This window comes from Hahella sp. NBU794 (assembly GCF_050749805.1).
In the GTDB taxonomy this organism is placed as follows: domain Bacteria; phylum Pseudomonadota; class Gammaproteobacteria; order Pseudomonadales; family Oleiphilaceae; genus Hahella.
This window is the reverse complement of record NZ_CP192738.1, coordinates 6,604,908-6,621,453: the sequence shown is the minus strand read 5'-3', so window position 1 is coordinate 6,621,453 and position 16,546 is coordinate 6,604,908. Positions and strand designations below refer to the sequence as shown.

At 53.7% G+C, this 16,546-nt stretch carries 18 protein-coding genes; 8 read left to right on the top strand and 10 right to left on the bottom strand.

The features are described 5' to 3' along the window. Positions 1-15 precede the first annotated feature (15 nt). The 3 genes from ACQYWX_RS29190 to ACQYWX_RS29180 all read left to right on the top strand — a co-directional run bounded on the left by ACQYWX_RS29190 (position 16) and on the right by ACQYWX_RS29180 (position 2,405). Positions 16-561: a hypothetical protein gene (locus ACQYWX_RS29190; RefSeq protein ID WP_431687246.1), complete on the top strand. Its 546-nt coding sequence runs from the start codon at positions 16-18 to the stop codon at positions 559-561. 103 nt (positions 562-664) lie between these two features. Further along, the gene (locus ACQYWX_RS29185; protein ID WP_431687245.1) at positions 665-1,774 is read left to right on the top strand and encodes a PQQ-dependent sugar dehydrogenase; all 1,110 of its coding nucleotides are present in this window, start codon (positions 665-667) and stop codon (positions 1,772-1,774) included. Between the two features lie 364 nt (positions 1,775-2,138). After that, positions 2,139-2,405: a hypothetical protein gene (locus ACQYWX_RS29180; protein ID WP_011400347.1), complete on the top strand. Its 267-nt coding sequence runs from the start codon at positions 2,139-2,141 to the stop codon at positions 2,403-2,405. 134 nt (positions 2,406-2,539) lie between these two features. Here the strand turns inward: ACQYWX_RS29180 and ACQYWX_RS29175 are convergent, their stop codons facing one another. The 4 genes from ACQYWX_RS29175 to ACQYWX_RS29160 all read right to left on the bottom strand — a co-directional run bounded on the left by ACQYWX_RS29175 (position 2,540) and on the right by ACQYWX_RS29160 (position 6,851). Beyond that, on the bottom strand, positions 2,540-3,880 hold the full coding sequence (locus tag ACQYWX_RS29175) for a sigma 54-interacting transcriptional regulator (protein ID WP_127974072.1): 1,341 nt from the start codon (positions 3,878-3,880) through the stop codon (positions 2,540-2,542). 24 nt (positions 3,881-3,904) lie between these two features. After that, positions 3,905-4,522 carry a hypothetical protein gene (locus tag ACQYWX_RS29170; protein WP_431687244.1) on the bottom strand — a complete coding sequence of 206 codons (618 nt, stop codon included), beginning with the start codon at positions 4,520-4,522 and terminating at the stop codon, positions 3,905-3,907. A gap of 15 nt (positions 4,523-4,537) precedes the next feature. After that, on the bottom strand, positions 4,538-5,977 hold the full coding sequence (locus ACQYWX_RS29165; RefSeq protein ID WP_431687243.1) for an ATP-binding protein: 1,440 nt from the start codon (positions 5,975-5,977) through the stop codon (positions 4,538-4,540). 115 nt (positions 5,978-6,092) lie between these two features. Then, complete coding sequence (locus ACQYWX_RS29160; RefSeq protein ID WP_431687242.1) at positions 6,093-6,851, bottom strand: TSUP family transporter; 759 nt, start codon at positions 6,849-6,851, stop codon at positions 6,093-6,095. Between the two features lie 369 nt (positions 6,852-7,220). On the opposite strand from ACQYWX_RS29160, the gene ACQYWX_RS29155 reads away from it, so the two are divergent. Continuing rightward, positions 7,221-7,553, top strand: a complete 333-nt coding sequence (locus ACQYWX_RS29155; RefSeq protein ID WP_216736080.1) for a hypothetical protein — start codon at positions 7,221-7,223, stop codon at positions 7,551-7,553. A 13-nt stretch (positions 7,554-7,566) separates the two neighbouring features. On the opposite strand, the gene ACQYWX_RS29150 is transcribed toward ACQYWX_RS29155, so the two are convergent. After that, the gene (locus tag ACQYWX_RS29150; RefSeq protein ID WP_431687241.1) at positions 7,567-8,313 is read right to left on the bottom strand and encodes a TerC family protein; all 747 of its coding nucleotides are present in this window, start codon (positions 8,311-8,313) and stop codon (positions 7,567-7,569) included. 23 nt (positions 8,314-8,336) lie between these two features. Then, positions 8,337-9,218, bottom strand: coding sequence for an ATP adenylyltransferase family protein (locus ACQYWX_RS29145; RefSeq protein WP_431687240.1), 882 nt, complete (start codon positions 9,216-9,218; stop codon positions 8,337-8,339). Between the two features lie 292 nt (positions 9,219-9,510). On the opposite strand from ACQYWX_RS29145, the gene ACQYWX_RS29140 reads away from it, so the two are divergent. From ACQYWX_RS29140 to ACQYWX_RS29125, 4 genes are all read left to right on the top strand, one after another. Continuing rightward, positions 9,511-10,725: a DNA cytosine methyltransferase gene (locus ACQYWX_RS29140; protein ID WP_279501222.1), complete on the top strand. Its 1,215-nt coding sequence runs from the start codon at positions 9,511-9,513 to the stop codon at positions 10,723-10,725. A 43-nt stretch (positions 10,726-10,768) separates the two neighbouring features. Next, the gene (locus ACQYWX_RS29135; RefSeq protein WP_431687239.1) at positions 10,769-11,161 is read left to right on the top strand and encodes a very short patch repair endonuclease; all 393 of its coding nucleotides are present in this window, start codon (positions 10,769-10,771) and stop codon (positions 11,159-11,161) included. 142 nt (positions 11,162-11,303) lie between these two features. Beyond that, a complete protein-coding gene (locus ACQYWX_RS29130) occupies positions 11,304-12,464 on the top strand; it encodes a hypothetical protein (protein ID WP_431687238.1) in 1,161 nt (386 codons plus the stop codon). Further along, entirely contained in the window at positions 12,464-13,204 is a 741-nt protein-coding gene (locus ACQYWX_RS29125; protein WP_431687237.1) for a hypothetical protein, read from the top strand. Before ACQYWX_RS29130 ends, ACQYWX_RS29125 begins: the two co-directional genes overlap by 1 nt. A 130-nt stretch (positions 13,205-13,334) precedes the next feature. On the opposite strand, the gene ACQYWX_RS29120 is transcribed toward ACQYWX_RS29125, so the two are convergent. From ACQYWX_RS29120 to ACQYWX_RS29105, 4 genes are all read right to left on the bottom strand, one after another. Beyond that, a complete protein-coding gene (locus ACQYWX_RS29120; RefSeq protein ID WP_216736086.1) occupies positions 13,335-13,880 on the bottom strand; it encodes a 3'-5' exonuclease in 546 nt (181 codons plus the stop codon). A gap of 164 nt (positions 13,881-14,044) precedes the next feature. Next, positions 14,045-15,070 (bottom strand): asparaginase, encoded by a 1,026-nt coding sequence (gene ansA, locus ACQYWX_RS29115; protein ID WP_431687236.1) that lies wholly within the window; start codon positions 15,068-15,070, stop codon positions 14,045-14,047. Next, the gene (locus ACQYWX_RS29110) at positions 15,067-15,867 is read right to left on the bottom strand and encodes an alpha/beta fold hydrolase (RefSeq protein WP_431687235.1); all 801 of its coding nucleotides are present in this window, start codon (positions 15,865-15,867) and stop codon (positions 15,067-15,069) included. Before ACQYWX_RS29110 ends, ansA begins: the two co-directional genes overlap by 4 nt. Beyond that, positions 15,867-16,544 carry a DUF1722 domain-containing protein gene (locus ACQYWX_RS29105; protein ID WP_164887409.1) on the bottom strand — a complete coding sequence of 226 codons (678 nt, stop codon included), beginning with the start codon at positions 16,542-16,544 and terminating at the stop codon, positions 15,867-15,869. The genes ACQYWX_RS29110 and ACQYWX_RS29105 overlap by 1 nt, the downstream gene beginning before the upstream one ends. Positions 16,545-16,546 lie beyond the last annotated feature (2 nt).

The window sequence follows — 16,546 nt, the reverse complement described above, 5'->3', positions numbered from 1 at the left end:
CGAAGGAGGTCTTCGATGAAAAGGCTTTATTATCTGACGCCCACATTGCAAAGCGCAGAAAGAGTGTCTGAAAGTCTGCATGAGCATGGCGTTACTGACTGGCATTTTCATATCCTCAGCAAGGACGAGGCGGGTTTGACTCGTAGACGTCTGCATTCCGCAAACGTGCTGCACAAGCTTGATCTGATTCACTCTATGGAGAGAGGTCTGCTTTGTGGCGGTCTGTTGGGCGGAAGTTTTGTAATAACCGCAATGATCTTCAGTGAGCTGGGAGATTTGGCTCCGCCCGCAGTATGGATCGCGTTGTTAGTGTTTTGCGTGTTGGCAGGCACCTGGATTGGCGGTATGGCGGGCGTCAACATGGAGAATTACAAAATTCGTCGTTTCCATGACGCCATTGATAAAGGCATGTACCTGTTGATGATTGACGTGCCGAAAGAAGACGAGACTGTCGTAAAAACGCTATTGGCTCAGCAACATCCTGACGCTGTCGAACAAGGTGAAGATTCAACGATCATCAATCCTTTTACGTCGGAAGACGGCAAAGTTCATATCGTTTGACGCCTTTCATTGGCGGCGAAAACAGCGCCGCCATCTTACACAGGCGGGAAGCTGGTTTGCCCGCCTTCGTCTCGTTGAGCCTGGTTTAGACATTGAGGAAGGAATGAAAGGAATTACTTCCAGCGCCCTTCGCGGACTGATGTTAATCGCCTTATTGACGACGCAAAGCGCTGCAGGCGCAGATAAGTTCAAGGTCGAGACGGTGTTACAGTACCTGGATCAGCCGTGGAGCATGGCGTTCCTTCCCGATGGCAGCCTGCTTGTCACCCAGAAAACCGGCGACCTGTTACATATAAACCTCAAGCAGCAAAGCTTCACCGTGGTGAAGGGAACCCCTGAGTCCGTGGTTCATGGGCAGGGCGGTTTGCTGGATGTCATACTGCATCCTGACTTTGATACGAACCATTGGGTCTACCTGACGTTCACGCAGAAAAAGCCGAACGGATACACCACTGCGCTGGCGCGAGGCCAGTTGCAGGGCGATAAGCTGACGGGAACGAAAGTCCTGCTCAGCGCTCGCGCAGTGAGCGCTGAGGGCAGACATTTTGGATCGCGGTTGGCGTTTGATGACCAGGGTCTTTTATACATGACCATCGGCGACCGGGGTGATCGTCGTAATGCGCAAAACCTGCAGTCTCATGCTGGTAAAGTTCTGCGTTTGACGGAAGACGGGGCCGCGGCTCCGGGAAATCCCTTTTTGAATCGTGCTGGCGCATTGCCGGAAATATTCTCCTATGGCCATCGTAATCCTCAGGGTCTGACATACGACTCGGTCAGTCAGCGATTATGGCTGCATGAACATGGTCCCAAAGGCGGAGATGAAGTCAATCTGATTCAAGCCGGAAAAAATTACGGCTGGCCTTTGGTCACCTACGGGAAGGAATACTGGGGAGGAACCATTTCTGAGCAGACGGAAGCGCCCGGTGTGGAAAAGCCTGTCTGGTATTGGGACCCATCTATCGCGCCGTCTGGCATGGCGGTTTACAGAGGAGATATGTTTCCTCAGTGGCGTGGGGATTTGCTGGTCGGCGCGCTCAAGTTTCAATTGTTGGCGCGGGTGGAAATGAATGAGGCGCGGGCGCAAAAGGAAGAACGCTCCTTGCAGGAGCGTAAGTCGCGTATCCGGGACGTCAGAGTCGGGCCTGATGGCGCCGTATATGTGTTGACTGACGGGAGCAACGCGGAGTTGCTAAGGCTGTCACCCGCTGATTAGACCGCTTCTGCAAGCAGGCTTTGTCGCTGATAGCAGACATGTAACTGTTTGATATTTATATATTTATTTTTACCTGCAAATCATCCTGTCGCCGATCGGAGACAGAAATCCCTTATCTTGCGCACCCAAAATCCAGCCTTAGGCCAGCATTTATTCGTATCTTTTTGAAAATAAAAGACTTTTCTAAGTTGGCGCCGATATTGTTACTTATCTCTTCGAGGGGAAGCTGAAGTGGCCGACGCCGGATCGCTGGACGCGAAAGATCGCGGCAAACAGGCCGAAGGCTTCAATTCACCGCCAATGAAAAGCGCACTCCGGAGAGAGCGCGCGATATACCACATAAAGTGAAAGAGGAAAGTTTACCATGAAGAAGATTGTTGCCTTTGCATTAGCATCTGTTCTGGCTGGCCCTGTTCTGGCTGAAGATACCCAGACTACAGACATGATGGAATCTGAAGCCGAGTTTGTCGCATTAGATGCTGACAAAAATGGTTCAATCTCCCAAGAAGAAGCTGCCGCAGACGCTGGTCTGGCGCAAAGCTTCGCTAAAGCAGACGCTGACCAAGACGGCGCTGTAAGCAAGGACGAGTTCGTCCTGTACACTGGCGAAGCTACTGCAGCTGGTCAGTAATTGACCCAACCGGCGCTTTACGCGCCGGTGACACGTTCTTTACTACCTAAAGAACTGTCTTCCTAGCCCTGTTGATGTCGTTTTGAACTCTAGATGAGTTGCCGGCCCCTTCGCAGCGTTCCAGTTCGGCGGAATTAGCTGTTCTTGAAGGCGGCCGGATCTATTTCATACTTAGCCAATAGTTTGTAGAAATCCGTTCTGTTCCTCTGGGCCAGTCTGGCCGCCTGACTAACGCTTCCTTCCGTAATTGACAGCACTTTGGTGAGATAACCGCGCTCAAAGGTCGCTCGCGCTTCGTTGAAAGAAGGCAGTTCCGGCGCACGATTAGCCAATGCCTGTTTAACCAGCGCCGCGCTGATGATGGGATTAGTGGTCAGCGCAATCGTCTGCTCCACAACATTCACCAACTGGCGGATATTTCCAGGCCATTTGGCTTCGCATAGTAACGCCATGGCTTCCGGAGCAATGCCTTTCACGAATCCGTTACGCTGATCTTTGCGTGTGGACAGGATATGTTTCACCAGGGCGGGAATGTCTTCTGCACGTTCTTCCAGAGGAGGCAGTGCGAAATTGACCACATTCAGGCGATAGTACAAGTCCTCGCGGAACTCGTTCTCCTCCATGGCCTTTTCCAGATCGCGGTGCGTCGCCGATAAGATGCGCACATCCACCGCTTCGTTTTCCACGGAACCCAGAGAGCGAATCTGTTTTTCCTGAATGGCGCGTAACAGCTTCACCTGAAGAGACAGCGGCATGTCGCCGATCTCATCCAGAAACAGTGTGCCGCCGGAGGCGGACCGGAACAGTCCGGGATAATCTTTGACGGCGCCGGTAAACGCCCCTTTGGTGTGGCCGAATAACTCTGATTCCAGCAACTGTTCCGGCAACGCGCCGCAGTTGATGGTGACAAAGGGTTTGTTGGCGCGGGGGCTGGCCTTGTGAACCGCTCTGGCCAGCAACTCTTTACCGGTGCCGCTGGGACCGGTAATGAGGATGTTGACGTTGGTTTGCGCCGCCATTTTGGCCTGGTCAAGCAACTGCTGCATGCGACTGCTGGTGCTGATGATTTCCTCGCACCAGGATTCGGACATGTGATGCTGAGTCTGCGACAGCGCCGCTTCAATGGTGTTGAGCAGCTGTTCCTTTTCAATTGGCTTGGGCAGGAAGCCGAACACCCCTTTTTGCGTGGCGGCTACCGCCTCCGGAATGGTGCCGTGCGCAGTGATGATAATCACCGGCAGACTGGCGTTGATCGTCTGCACGCGTTCGAACAGGCCGATGCCGTCGATCTCGTCCATGCGCAGATCAGTGATCAGCAGATTGAATTTATTTTGCTGCAGTTGCTTCAGCGCTTCCGTGGCGGACTCAACCGCATACACGTCATAGCCCGCAGACTCTAGTCGGATCGATAGCAAACGCAGCAGGCTGCTATCGTCGTCAACTAACAGGATTCTCGGTTTGGCGGGATTTTTCATAGGCTCGACTGATTCTTGTCTGAATTAATACTGGTCCTGCGTCTCTTTCTTTTCCGTGAGATTCTGCTCGATGTTGGTCAGCGCCTCAATCTTCTTGCGCAATTGATCGACCTGACGTTCGAGACGTGCGTTTTCCCTTCTTAACTGACTGGTGGATGAAATGCCGTCGAGACGGAACTTCAACTCGGACTTCAGCCAACGCACATAATCGTTGGGAACAGCGTCTTCCGACTCCGGCATGGTGTCGATAAGCAGCATGGCTTTACGCCAATTATCGGGACCGCCAGGCAAGGCGGCGAGTAAGGTGGCGCGTTGCAGGTGTACTTTCCAGACGGGAATGCTGTCCTGAGGAATCACCAGCAGGCTTTCCAGGGCCAGTAGTCTGGCTGAACGCTCTTCCTGGCTTAAATGCTCTCCGGTGAGATAGTAATCCAGCCAGTTATACTCGGGACTTGCTTCCTGCGACTCCGCCACTACCGCATCCGCCTCTTGAACCGACGCATCGACAATCTCTAACTGCTGGATTCCGGGTTGGCTGGCGGGGCGATTATCAACTTTGCCCCCACGCTCCCAGTCCATCGGCCACTGGACACAGGCCGACAGCGATAAGCTCAATGGTATGAGGTAGAAGTAGCGTTTCATAAGTAGTGAATGTTCCTATATTGCGCTGACGACTGTCCGCGGCAGATAAATGGCGAAACTGACCAACTGTCCAGTCGTGGTCAGCAGCTTGAGCTCGCCTCCCTGGGTCTGTATGCAATCACGCGCCACAGACAAACCGATGCCCGACCCTTTCACTGCGCCGCTGCGTTTGACCGAACCCTGATAAAAAGGTTCGAAAATGCGGCTGCGTTCTGCTTCCGGGATCGGTGCGCCCGTGTTGGTGACGCGCAATATAAGGTGATCGTCTTCTATATTCCACTCCAGCCAGATGCGACCCTCGCTGGCGCCGTAGGCGATGGCGTTGGAAATCAGGTTGTCCAGAGCGGAGTGCAACCGCGGACGCTCCGCGGTCAGCGTCAGTGGCGGACCGCCGACGCAGATAATCTGGCGCTTGTGCGTCAGCGACAGCCAATGCAGATGCAGAAGCTCTTCGACCAGGGCGGACATATCAAAGGTCATTTTTTGCGCTTGGCCGGAAAAATTCAAGCGATTGAAACTTAACAGATTCTCAATTAACTGCTGCAGCGCGCGGCCGTTTTCATTCACAAGATGGAGCACTTCACGCTGACCGTGGGAGATCTGTCCCACCACCTCTTCCTGTAACAAAGCCACACCCTCACGAATACTCGCCAGAGGAGTCTTTAATTCATGAGATACATGTCGCAGGAACTGCTGCTTCTGATCTTCGACTTGCGATAAGCGTTCCTGCAATGAATTCAGTTCTTCCGCCAGTTGCACCAGCTCTTGTGGACCAAATAACTCGATGGGTTTTTGGCGTCCGATGCTGAGTGTGCGAATCGCTGTTTTGAGTTGTCTGACGGGGCGCACGATGAGATAGGTGAACAAGACAATCAGGGCGAGAGTCACCGGCGCCAGCACCAGCGAGGATTGAATCACGTTTTCTCGCGCCTGGGCGGCGGCTCGACCCAGTTCATGCAGTTTATCCTCGGAAAAGGTGCGGGCCTGCAGGATCAAGCGGTCGGCGGAGCGTTGCAAAGAAGAGAACTCCGCCATTTCCTTGGTTAAAGCTGGACTGTTGGGCTTCTCTTTCTCCAGTTTGGTTTGCAGGTCCCGTTGCTGCTCTTTGACTTCCGCCAGCAAGGCTTGCGCTTCGGGAGTGCCCAGCAATTGCGCTATTTCAGTCAGCGGCGCCAGGAATTGTTCGGAGGCGGACTTGAACAGGTCCACCAGCGCTTTATCGCCAATGACCATGTACTGACGCGCAACTCGCTCCATATCGATCAAAGAGGCTTTGGCGTTGCGGCCATTCTGCGCCATGGCGACGGAATCTTCGGTCACTGCGCGACTATCAAGGGCCAAGGTCTGTAACGAGACGGTGGTGTGGTATAGCAACAGCCCCAATGGCGCGACTACTGTCATCAGGGAAATAAGCACCAATTGCCAGACTGCTTGGGGTTGAAGTCGCTTGAACATGATTTTCCGGAAAACGCGCGGCGGGGCCGACAGATGTAGACGTGCAAAGGGCAGCCTACCGTTAAGCCGCTGTACTGTCTAGCGTTGCTACCGCGGTTTAATCTTGCGTTTAGAATCAGAACGCAATCGTTTTCAGGCTGGACAGGGTAATGCTGACGCCGATGAGCAAAAGCCCGACAAACACCATGCGGCGCAACTGCGCATCCGCCAGAGGCAGGCGATAACGTTTCGCCGCCAGCGTACTCAGCCATACTACCGGCAATCCCGCCAGCCACAGCCACCAGGACTCCGGCGATATACTTTGCAGCGCCAGAGCCAGGGTCACCCGAAGAATAGAAGAGGTAAAGAACATCGCCTGTAACGTGCTGCGGATAGCGTCCAGGGACAGAGGCTGGCGATACATCAGAAAGGCCGCAGGCGGGCCGAAAGTGGAGAAGAGTCCGCCCATCACGCCAGCAAGCGCGCCAGTGGCGGCGAAGGTTGCGTCATGACTGGGCTGAGGCGACGCATGAGGCTTGAAGGCGATGATCAGGCTGCTGACCGCCAGCGCAACGCCGAGCGTCAATTGAATATAGGCGCTATAGGCCTGCGCATGCTCCAGCAGCCAGACGCCGGCGGCGATACCGGGGACCGCGGCGCTCAGACACCAGAATAACGAGCGCCATTGTACATGATGAGTCATGCCCTTCAGAGCGGTGGTGGTGTTGGTCAGACTGAGCAAACTGATCGCCAGCGTGAGTGTTTTCAGGTCGGACAACCCTAATAAAGTGCACCCGCCAAGAAATACCAGGCCGAACCCGAAACCTACCCAGGTCTGAATGGCGGCGGCGGCAGCGAGAATCACAAATATTAACGACCAGTCAACGAAAGCCATAACCTCAACAACCTGTGTGAAGACGAGGGATATGACCGGCCAGGCCTGAAACAAGTGCTTGGAAGCCACGCTTCGCTTGCGACGAATACATGCGACTGGGCCGGTGAGGACCTTTGCGGGGAGCCCGCGAGAATGCCGCAGAATAGCGCAAAATTTGACGAGGGGTCTAAGTAAATGCGCAATCGGGGTGCACATGTTAGGTATTAATACCTATAATGCTTTCCGGCAGTAAGGCGACAGTCTGTCTTGTTATGGTCCGTCGGGCTGGGTGAAGCCTGTCTTCAGCATCCTCGGGCCAGGATTGGCTTGTCGCTTGCTTAATATTGCCGTCGAAAGATGTAGGAAGTACCAACGCTATCAGGAGGAAGCATGGTCTATACAAAGGAAGCGATCGACTTACTTCAACTACTAAGACGCCGGTTTCGTGACGAGGACATCGGTCTTTTGCATCTGAATGATCCAGAAGCATTGGAGCATGTGATTGTCTGGGCGCAGCGATCAACCAGTGGAGAAACCAAAGACCTGGCTTTCAAGCTGGCGCAGATCGCCAATATGCCGCTCAGCCGTCGTGATCTCGAACGGTCGCCGGGCGAAATGAGCCGGCGCTTGTACCGGGGCCAGGAAATTCTGGTGGAGCCCAAATCCAAGGAAGACGGGAATGAGCGCCCGGTGCGTATGTATCGGGGGCAGGTGGTCGCCTGATCCCGATCACGGCTTAATCGGCGTTGTCAGTGGCGATAGCTTGGCGACGCCGCAGATTTTTCCTGCGTTTCAGATTCAACATTTCCACCGCCACTGAGAACGCCATGGCGAAATAGACGTAGCCCCTGGGGATGTGAAAATCCAGCCCTTCGCCGAGCAAGGCGACGCCAACCAGAATCAGAAAACTTAGCGCGAGCATCTTGAGGGTAGGGTGTTTGTCGACAAACTCTCCCACTGGCTTGGCCGCCACCATCATGATCAACACGGACAAAATAATCGCCGCGACCATTACGGGAATGTGATCCACCATGCCGACGGCGGTGATCACGGAATCCAGACTGAACACCATATCGAGAATGGCTATTTGCGCGAGGGTGGCGACAAAACCTGCTGACTTGGCTGGCTTGTCCGATTCATCGGGGTCGCTCTCCAGATCATGGTGAATCTCATGGGTGCTCTTTGTCAGCAGAAATAGCCCACCGCCGATAAGGATGAGGTCGCGGCCTGATATTTCCTGGCCCAACAAGGTGAAAAGCGGAGCGGTCAGCGTCATGATCCAGGTGAGTGACAGCAGCAAAAGCAGGCGGGTGATCATCGCCAGACCCAGCCCTGCAATGCGGGCTTTGTCTCGCTGGTGCGCTGGCAAACGCCCGACCAATATGGAAATAAACACGATGTTGTCGACGCCCAGCACAATTTCCAGGGCGGTAAGCGTCGCCAGGGCGATCCAGGCTTGCGGGTCCAACATCCATTCAAACACCAGTCTGCTCCTTGTCGGTAAGGTTAGTCAGGCGGAAAAGCGGCTTCCCGCAGCACGTTCATGGGGCCTGCCGCCTTAATGGTGGCGAGTTGCTCTTCCTTTCCGCACAACAAGGCGCCGACAAACCCGAGGGCGTTTATGGAGATTCCCTGAAAGCGCTCGTTACGGCGAGGCGTTAACATCATCCAGCGGCGAGTAGCCAGTAGATTGTAGGGAGCGGGCGGCGAATTGGGCGTAGTAACTAGGCCCAATTCCAGAAGCCATTGGCGGTAAGTTGCGTACAATGCGGCCGGTTCAGGAAGCGGATCAGAGAAGTGTACGAACCTGTGGCGAAATGGCAGCGACTCTTCGGCCTTGGGCGACGACGCCAGAAAAGCATCCAGCGGCGTTTTGTTATCCCTTAAGTGGGAGGACAGTGGCAACGGAATCGTCTGCAAGTGTTTGTGTCTTTGGCTTGCCCCCGCCAGTTTGCCGCCGTTGAAGAACACCAGACCATCCACCTCCTGCAACGACCAATGCAGCGCTTGCATGTCAGACAGGCTGAGCGCTTCGCTTTGTTCTTCGAATTGGGCCGTCACCATCAAAAAGTGATTCGGCAATACGTTGAACTTGTTGAGGAGACAGACGTAGTCATCGTTAATGTGTCCTACGTATAGCGCCTCGTCATAAGGCAGAAACGGATTGACGGTGGTTTTGGGCGCGGAGCCGTCTTCCTGCAAGGTGGCGTTGGCGTTCTTACGTTCAAGGTTTGTCAGCAATCGCAGAACGAAAGGGACGCCTTCGTCTGGATAGATTTCCTCTTGCGTGGGAAGGGAAACCAGTGCGCCGCTGGCCTGGGCGCTTTCTGAAACCTGCCGCAGCCGTTCGGGCAGCGTTCCGGGCGTTAGCGTAATCTTGCTCGACATGGTCGGCGATGACTCCGTTGCTGTTAATCTGATGGACAACGAGAGCCCTTCTATTAGTCTGTAATGAAGCGGCTCGCGTATGTCGGCACTGTCTTCAGCGGCGTGTCGCCGCACAGTGGCGTTCGGGAATTCAGCAATTATTGAAAGGCAGCCCATGGCAAATAGCAACCGCTAAGGCGCTGATTAACAAGATGGTCATCCAACAAAAAGGCTTGTCCAGAGCGATAGACCTTGGCTATCCGATGTGTTTCCCCTAATCTTTCCGGGTTTTCCCTCAAAGCAGTCCAGAATAATGAGCGATAAGACGTTTATAGAATTTTTCGCCGGCATTGGTTTGATGCACGCCGGATTAGTGGGAACTGGTTGGCGGTGCGAGTACGCCAACGATATCGATCCCAAGAAATACCATATGTATCGCGATCGCTTTGGCGACGCCCGCTACTATCACATCGGCGATGTCTGGGAGACCGACGAGGTTGTAGAGCGGATTGAGCAGACTCCCTTGTTGGCGACGGCCTCTTTTCCCTGCGTAGACCTGTCATTAGCAGGCAAGCGCAGTGGTTTGTCCGGGGACGAATCCGGCACGTTTTATGGTTTTGCTGCGGCGTTAAGGGGGCTGAAGGAAAAAGGCCGTCAGCCCAAAATGGTGCTGATCGAGAATGTCATGGGGTTCCTGACCGCCAACAAGGGGCGGGATTTTCAGGCGGCCTGTCAGGAACTGGCGGATCTAGGCTACTGGATCGACGCCTTCTCTGTGGACGCCAAGCATTTTGTACCGCAAAGCCGCCCGCGGATATTCATTCTTGGCTGCCTGCAGGAAGCGCTGCCGGATGGCCACAGCCTGAAACCCGACGATGTGGTTGGCGTCGCCGATTCGGAATGGCGCCGCCGTATCGACGCCCAGGAAGGGATACGCCCCAAGAGTGTCAGAGCGGCTTTGTTGGGCATGAACTTGGCCACCGGTCTGTTCTGCCAGGACGTTAAAGACCTGCCGCCGGTCAAGACCAATCTGAGAGACCTGATCGATGTTGACGCGGGTGAGTGGTGGGAGCCGGAGCAGGTCAAGAAACACTGGAATGAGATGAGCGCCGGGCACCAGAATGTGCTCAGTGAATTGAAGCGTCAGGACGAATTCAGCGTCGGCGGTATGTATCGCCGGGTGCGTAATGGCGAATCAAGAACGGAAATACGTACGGACGGCATTGCAGGCTGTTTGCGTACGCCAAGAGGGGGCAGCAGCCGGCAGATGGTGTTTGTCGCGGGCAAGGGAAAACTGAAGATGCGTTGGATGTCTCCAGTTGAATATGCGCGACTTCAAGGCGCGTCGGACTTTCCCATCAGCGTTGGCGTCAACCAGGCATTGTTCGGCTTTGGCGATGCGGTATGCGTGCCGGCTATTGAGTGGATCGCCCGTCATTGCCTGGAGCCGATATATCACACGCTGGCGTTGCGGGAGAGCCGTAAGGAGAGTATTCAGGCGGACTTGTTCGCCTCCAGTACTGCCTGACGCAGGAGCTGGATTCAGCAGAGGGGGCGGGGTGGCTAGCGATATGAAGCGAAGCGAAATCATGGCGGCGGTGAAGTCGAAAGACACTACCCCCGAGCTGAAAGTTCGCAAACTGCTCCACTCCCTCGGTTATCGTTACCGACTGCATGCGGGCGATCTGCCCTGCAAGCCTGATATTGTCTTTCGATCCCGCAAAAAAGTGATCTTCATCCATGGCTGCTTCTGGCATGGACACCCCTGCAAACGCGGCGCTCGTATGCCAAAGACCAACGCGGAGTACTGGATCAAGAAAATCGGTCGCAACATTGAGCGCGATCGACGCGGCTACGAAGCGCTGCATAATCTGGGGTGGCGTTGCCTGGTATTGTGGGAGTGTGAATTGAAGGACGAGGAAGCGTTGCAAGCCACTTTACAGGCGTTTCTGAAAGAAGATTAACAGTATTTGTAAATAAGTCTCTAATTTACAATTTCCCTAGGGTATACCCCATCAGCCCAAAGACCTCGGGCGCTTAGACGATGGTTATTTACTGTCCACTAACTAGAATTATTGCCTTTCTGGTTATTACAAGGACAGTATCATGCAGGAACGGACTCTGCCTCCCTCTCACCAACTTATCCCGTTGGAATACCCTCAGACTAGCTGGAGCCTGCGCAGAAAGCGTCATGGCAAGCAGGTGTTCATCACCCGTGAAGCAAACCAGTTTCTACTCAATTTGAACGATTATCAGAAAAACGAAGTCTATCGCGCCCTATCCAAAATCGTCTCCGAAGGCGGTTATGGACTCACCTCCGGCGGCCTGAAAACCCGGCCTATGGCCATGCGCTCAAAGACCGACGCCATCGCAGCGGCGGGGATTCTTAATCTGGTCTACTCCGTGAACTCGGAGAAGATTGTGGTTAATGCGATTGGGTTGAATAACGAAGCCATTGGCTATAAAAATCCAGTGTCCCAAGAACAGACATGTTTATATGAAATCTCACGTAAATCATCAGTCAGATACGACGAGTACTCTTCAGCGCAAGATATTCAGGATTTAACCGGAGCATGGGGAGAGCCCATAGGAGTCATTGAAATTAAAACGGATCACGCCGCGGTAAATGGTATGCAAAATCCGTTAGATAAGGCTCGATGGTTAATGGGAGTGCATCTGGATACTGCATACTGGGATGATCAGATTAGTCGGTATACGCTCTTCCATAACCCGACTCAAGGGTTTGTCCAAGATGTTTTCGAGTGTATCCAGGACAAGATCGGAAGCTCGAAAGCCGCCAAACAACTCGCAGCAATTATGGTGGACTGTCAAAGAAAGGGACGCACCGTTAAATGGGTATGTCATAGCCAAGGCGGTATCATTTTCAGTCGTGCGGTGGAGTTGGTAAATCGAATGGGGGTTACTCTGGAAGGTCAAAAAGTAGCTATTCATGCTGGAGGGAACAAGAAAAGGCGTGCTGCTAAAGCATTTGACTCAGCCAAACTTGAAGTTGTCGATATGGACAGAGACAGCCCGTTTGATTTTGTGCCTAATCTAGCTGGTGGAAATAATTGGTCCTGGTCTTCAATACGTCGCTGCTACCAGTTTGCGAAGTTGGTGGTTAGTGATAAAAACCCAATGCAGACGAGTCCCCACACGTTACCTTTTCTTAGTTTGGAATGTAGCATTCGTCATCTGCAAATGAATGGATACGAGGATGAAGCCAATCGTGTCATTCAAGAACAAAAAAGGTTGAGTCTAGGGTGATGATTAAAAAGCTACTGATGCCTTTTATAACAGGGAAAGGGCCAGACTTTGGACAATTAACGCCACTAAACTGCAGAACTGGCGATTACATGCTGCATTGCCAGCTCCCCGGCAATGTCCACCTGCCCACTAAAGAGAGGGAGAAAAAGCCAGATGTGGTTAACCTTCGACAAGACATGCTTGAAAGTATGTTCGGGCAAGTGTTTAACCGGCGCTGTATTTCTATTGGTTTTGAGTGGTGGTCATACAGAGGGCTCTTCCTCCAAGGGACGATGGGACAGCTTGGCGACTTAAGCTTAAATATAGACGTCAATCAAACTGCTCATGCCAAGCGCTTAGTTCCTAATGACCTCTTAAATTTAGAGTCTTATTTGAGGCAAGACTTCTGGGACTATTATGAGACAGAAGGCGATGGCGGTATTAACTGGCGGGCGCGAGAAAGGTTTAAGAACGACCCTTTTACAAATGGCGCTGTTCCCCAGCAATATCTAGTACAGCTACCTGATAACTATGAGGTTGTTGATATAAACAATGTCAGTTGGCTTGCATACTACTTAGTGGGGGAGGGAACGACAGGCGCCAAGCGTAGTTATTATTGGGCTTACCCCTTAAATGAAAACTTTTATCTCACTGTGCGTTTTCAAATCAACTTTGAACCAGGCGATGCGAGCATAAGACTGGAGCGCATGCTAACAGACGCCAAAAAAATCATGTCGATGGTTGAACTGCGCAAGGAGTGAGGTCTTTCGTTGCTTCAGTTAAATCCTGAATGACCTGAGAGTTCAGGTCATTCAGGCTATCCGCTGCACTTACGTTTCTGATTTTATGTCGTCATACCGGGTCTACGCCGGTTTATAGAGATCGTTAACCTCAGGCTGCGCCTAGCGCGGCGTGTTGAGATCGGCATTGCTCTGAGCCACTGGACCAGTGGTAGGTCATCTGCAGAATACGGGCGTCGCCGCTGGCGCGGTGACGAGGTAGTCCCAGCATTTGTTCGACTCTGGCGCGGGTTGCGCCCCAAACTGATTTCTGCGTTTCCGACATCAGCATACTGAGCGGCTCTACTTTAAACTCCATCGGTACGCCAGCTTCTGCGAACAGCAGAGACAACCAGGCGAAATCCTGTCCCCAGGCGTCGCTATAGATGGTTTGCCCAGCTAATTGGGCGTTAAGATCCCGGGCCACGTCCCGTACATCTTTACCCCGGGCGGCCAGGGTCTGTCGGCTGACGCCGTGAGCCTGTTGGGCGTTTTCATCCCAATCCGTCCAGGTAGGTTGTGGTTTGATCAAACTGCAATAAGAAAATCCATCCGCGCGAATAAAACCTACTTCGATGGGGTAGCTGCCCCGGCCGAAACCAGAGGCTTCCACATCGATGATAGCAGGCAAGCTAGCTTTTGGTTGGTTTTGAGCCATGTCAACCTCGCGTTGAGTTAATGGTGAGGCTTGATGTACTTCTTCTTATTTTGCTCGGGCCCTTAGGTCCAACGTTTGATACGTGGATCTACGTACCCGCTGTTGAGTGTGCAAGCATGTGTCAAAACCGGACTTTACGCAAGCTATTCTTTATCTATTTGATTTTATTGATTTTTCTTCGCCGTAATTTCTCCGGCGCGAGGCTTGCTCATTGCCGTCCGAATATCGTCACTGCTTAGGCCCAGGGCGCACAAATGATGCAGTTTGGCGAAGGCCGCTTCCACGGTCATATCTCCGCCTCCCAACAGGCCGGTCTTCGCCAGCTCCGAGCCGGCGGCGTAACTACCCAGATTGACGCTGCCGGAAGTGCACTGGGTCAGGCTCGTTAGAACTACGCCGCGTTTATGGGCTTGCTCCAGCGCTTGCAGGAAAGGCTTATCGAGACTGGGTCCGTTGCCGACGCCATAGGTGCGCAATATCAGCGCGCGACAGGGCGTCTGCGTCATCGCCTCGATGACTTCCGCTTCAATCCCAGGATACAACGACAATACGCGCACCTGGGCGAAGTTATAATCCGGCAGCTCGAAGCAGATCTTATCGGGAACAGGCAGTAGCGCGTGTTGATTCAGCTCAATATAGATACCGACATCGGCGAGATGGGGATAATTTGGGCTGGCGAAAGCTTCAAAACCCGTGGCGAGCAATTTGCTGCTACGGTTCCCTCGCAGCAATACGCCATTAAAGTACAGGCAAACCTCAGGAATAGTGTAGGAACTGGCGAGTTCAATCGCGGTCACCAAGTTGGTCTGGGCGTCATTGCGCAGTTCGCTAAGGGGAATTTGAGAGCCGGTGACGATGACGGGTTTGGTCAGATCCCGTAACAGGAAGGACAACGCCGAGGCGGTGTAAGCCATGGTATCGGTGCCGTGCAAAACGACGAAGCCGTCGTAATCGTCATAGCGGTCGCGGATGTCTTTGGCGATACGGGCCCATTCCGGCGGTCTGATATTGCTGCTGTCGATGGGGTCTGGATATTCGAAGAGGTCGTAATCCGGCATGTCCATCGACAGGCGCGGAGGAATCTTTTCATCGATCAGCTTCTGCAGGCCGCTGACGGCCACATAGCCTTGTGGGGAGCGCACCATGCCAATGGTGCCGCCGGTGTAGATGATGAATATGCGTTTGCTCATTCGGAATCCTCGTTCATCAGGAAACGTTCAGCCACGCGAGCGAAGAGTTCCGGCTTCTCCGCGTGCAGCCAGTGTCCCGTATGCGGAATGACCCGCAAGCCCGCCGCGGGAAACAAACGCGCTATATGCTCACGATGCTTGGGCTGGATGTAGTCGGAGTTTCCACCCTTGACAAACAAGACGGGTCCCGGGAAAGGCTGCTGTGCATCCTGGCCCGCCATGATATTCATGTAGTTCTGCTGAATCGCCGGTAAATTCATGCGCCAAGAAAAGCGTCCGTCTACGCCTTTCTGCAGATTCTTCAGCAGAAACTGACGCACCGGCAGCTCCGGCACGTAGGGTTTGACCAGCTCGTCGGCCTCCTGTCGGGAGGATAGCGACGCAGGGTCCAGTGCCGTAAGCCCGGCGAGAATGTCTTTGTGATGGGGTGGATAGGCGACTGGCGCAATGTCCGCCACGATCAGTTTTTCAACGCGCTGAGGGTATTCCAGCGCAATCTGCATGGCGGTCTTGCCGCCCATGGAGTGTCCCAGCAGGTGGGCTTTGGCGATGCCTGCATTGTCCATGTAGCGGATGACGTCCGCCGCCATGAGGGAGTAGTCCATCATCTGCGCATGAGGCGAGCGGCCGTGATTGCGCATGTCCAGGGAGTGAATGACAAAATTATCGGCAAGCAATCGGGCGATGCCGCCCAGATTTTCCATAGAGCCGAACAGGCCGTGGATTAAAACGAGGGGCGTTTTGTCTCCAGCAGATTCCTGAGTGTTTCCCTGAACGCGATGATGCAACTGCAGCATTAATGTTTACCTTCGAATAACCAACACCAATAGGCTAGTTCGCCCAAAGCCGTGGAGTTTAGCAGATAGGCGGACTGATGTTTGCCCGCCAGCAGCTGAATCTCCCGGAACACGGTTGGAAGAGGCGTATTGTCCGGTTTGAGCTGGGAAAACTGGGAAATATAGCCCCACATATGCCAGACCGCGTTGCGTAAACCTCCCAGAGGAGGCGGCACGCGCAGGGCGGCGACCAGTTCTTCCGCCAGATCGCCCAAGGCGATTTCTCGGGCGGCGACGGCGCGGCCAAGGGATTGATACATGCCTTGATTACGCGCCATGACCGAGTATTTATGCTGCGCCCACAGGGCCTGGTCGTTGCGAGGACTGGGAAGACGCGCGCCGGCTTCCGCTTGCGGCCATTGCTCTTCCACTGGCATGCCGGGGCGAGCGGGCCAGATCAAGGATTCGCCTGAGGCGTGAATATAAGGAAGGGTGCTGTTCTGCCGCAGATTAATCTCACTGACCACCAGGTTATACATGGTCATCAATGCGTCAACGTGTCCCCGCCACGACTTCAGATGGGGATCCTGCTGGATTTTTTCCGGTTTCCTGATGGCTCCCTGCAGCATATTTAGCTGGTGCTGCAGCTGAGGTAGGCTGAGGTAGCCTGGATCGATGTCAAAAAGAAATTGTGGCATAG

Excerpts from the sequence above, each read along its gene's own strand:
- ACQYWX_RS29190 (WP_431687246.1), top strand. The coding sequence starts at position 16 with ATGAAAAGGCTTTATTATCTGACGCCCACATTGCAAAGCGCAGAAAGA.
- ACQYWX_RS29185 (WP_431687245.1), top strand. The coding sequence starts at position 665 with ATGAAAGGAATTACTTCCAGCGCCCTTCGCGGACTGATGTTAATCGCC.
- ACQYWX_RS29180 (WP_011400347.1), top strand. The coding sequence starts at position 2,139 with ATGAAGAAGATTGTTGCCTTTGCATTAGCATCTGTTCTGGCTGGCCCT.
- ACQYWX_RS29175 (WP_127974072.1), bottom strand. The coding sequence starts at position 3,880 with ATGAAAAATCCCGCCAAACCGAGAATCCTGTTAGTTGACGACGATAGC.
- ACQYWX_RS29170 (WP_431687244.1), bottom strand. The coding sequence starts at position 4,522 with ATGAAACGCTACTTCTACCTCATACCATTGAGCTTATCGCTGTCGGCC.
- ACQYWX_RS29165 (WP_431687243.1), bottom strand. The coding sequence starts at position 5,977 with ATGTTCAAGCGACTTCAACCCCAAGCAGTCTGGCAATTGGTGCTTATT.
- ACQYWX_RS29160 (WP_431687242.1), bottom strand. The coding sequence starts at position 6,851 with ATGGCTTTCGTTGACTGGTCGTTAATATTTGTGATTCTCGCTGCCGCC.
- ACQYWX_RS29155 (WP_216736080.1), top strand. The coding sequence starts at position 7,221 with ATGGTCTATACAAAGGAAGCGATCGACTTACTTCAACTACTAAGACGC.
- ACQYWX_RS29145 (WP_431687240.1), bottom strand. The coding sequence starts at position 9,218 with ATGTCGAGCAAGATTACGCTAACGCCCGGAACGCTGCCCGAACGGCTG.
- ACQYWX_RS29140 (WP_279501222.1), top strand. The coding sequence starts at position 9,511 with ATGAGCGATAAGACGTTTATAGAATTTTTCGCCGGCATTGGTTTGATG.
- ACQYWX_RS29135 (WP_431687239.1), top strand. The coding sequence starts at position 10,769 with ATGAAGCGAAGCGAAATCATGGCGGCGGTGAAGTCGAAAGACACTACC.
- ACQYWX_RS29130 (WP_431687238.1), top strand. The coding sequence starts at position 11,304 with ATGCAGGAACGGACTCTGCCTCCCTCTCACCAACTTATCCCGTTGGAA.
- ACQYWX_RS29125 (WP_431687237.1), top strand. The coding sequence starts at position 12,464 with ATGATTAAAAAGCTACTGATGCCTTTTATAACAGGGAAAGGGCCAGAC.
- ACQYWX_RS29120 (WP_216736086.1), bottom strand. The coding sequence starts at position 13,880 with ATGGCTCAAAACCAACCAAAAGCTAGCTTGCCTGCTATCATCGATGTG.
- ansA (WP_431687236.1), bottom strand. The coding sequence starts at position 15,070 with ATGAGCAAACGCATATTCATCATCTACACCGGCGGCACCATTGGCATG.
- ACQYWX_RS29110 (WP_431687235.1), bottom strand. The coding sequence starts at position 15,867 with ATGCTGCAGTTGCATCATCGCGTTCAGGGAAACACTCAGGAATCTGCT.
- ACQYWX_RS29105 (WP_164887409.1), bottom strand. The coding sequence starts at position 16,544 with ATGCCACAATTTCTTTTTGACATCGATCCAGGCTACCTCAGCCTACCT.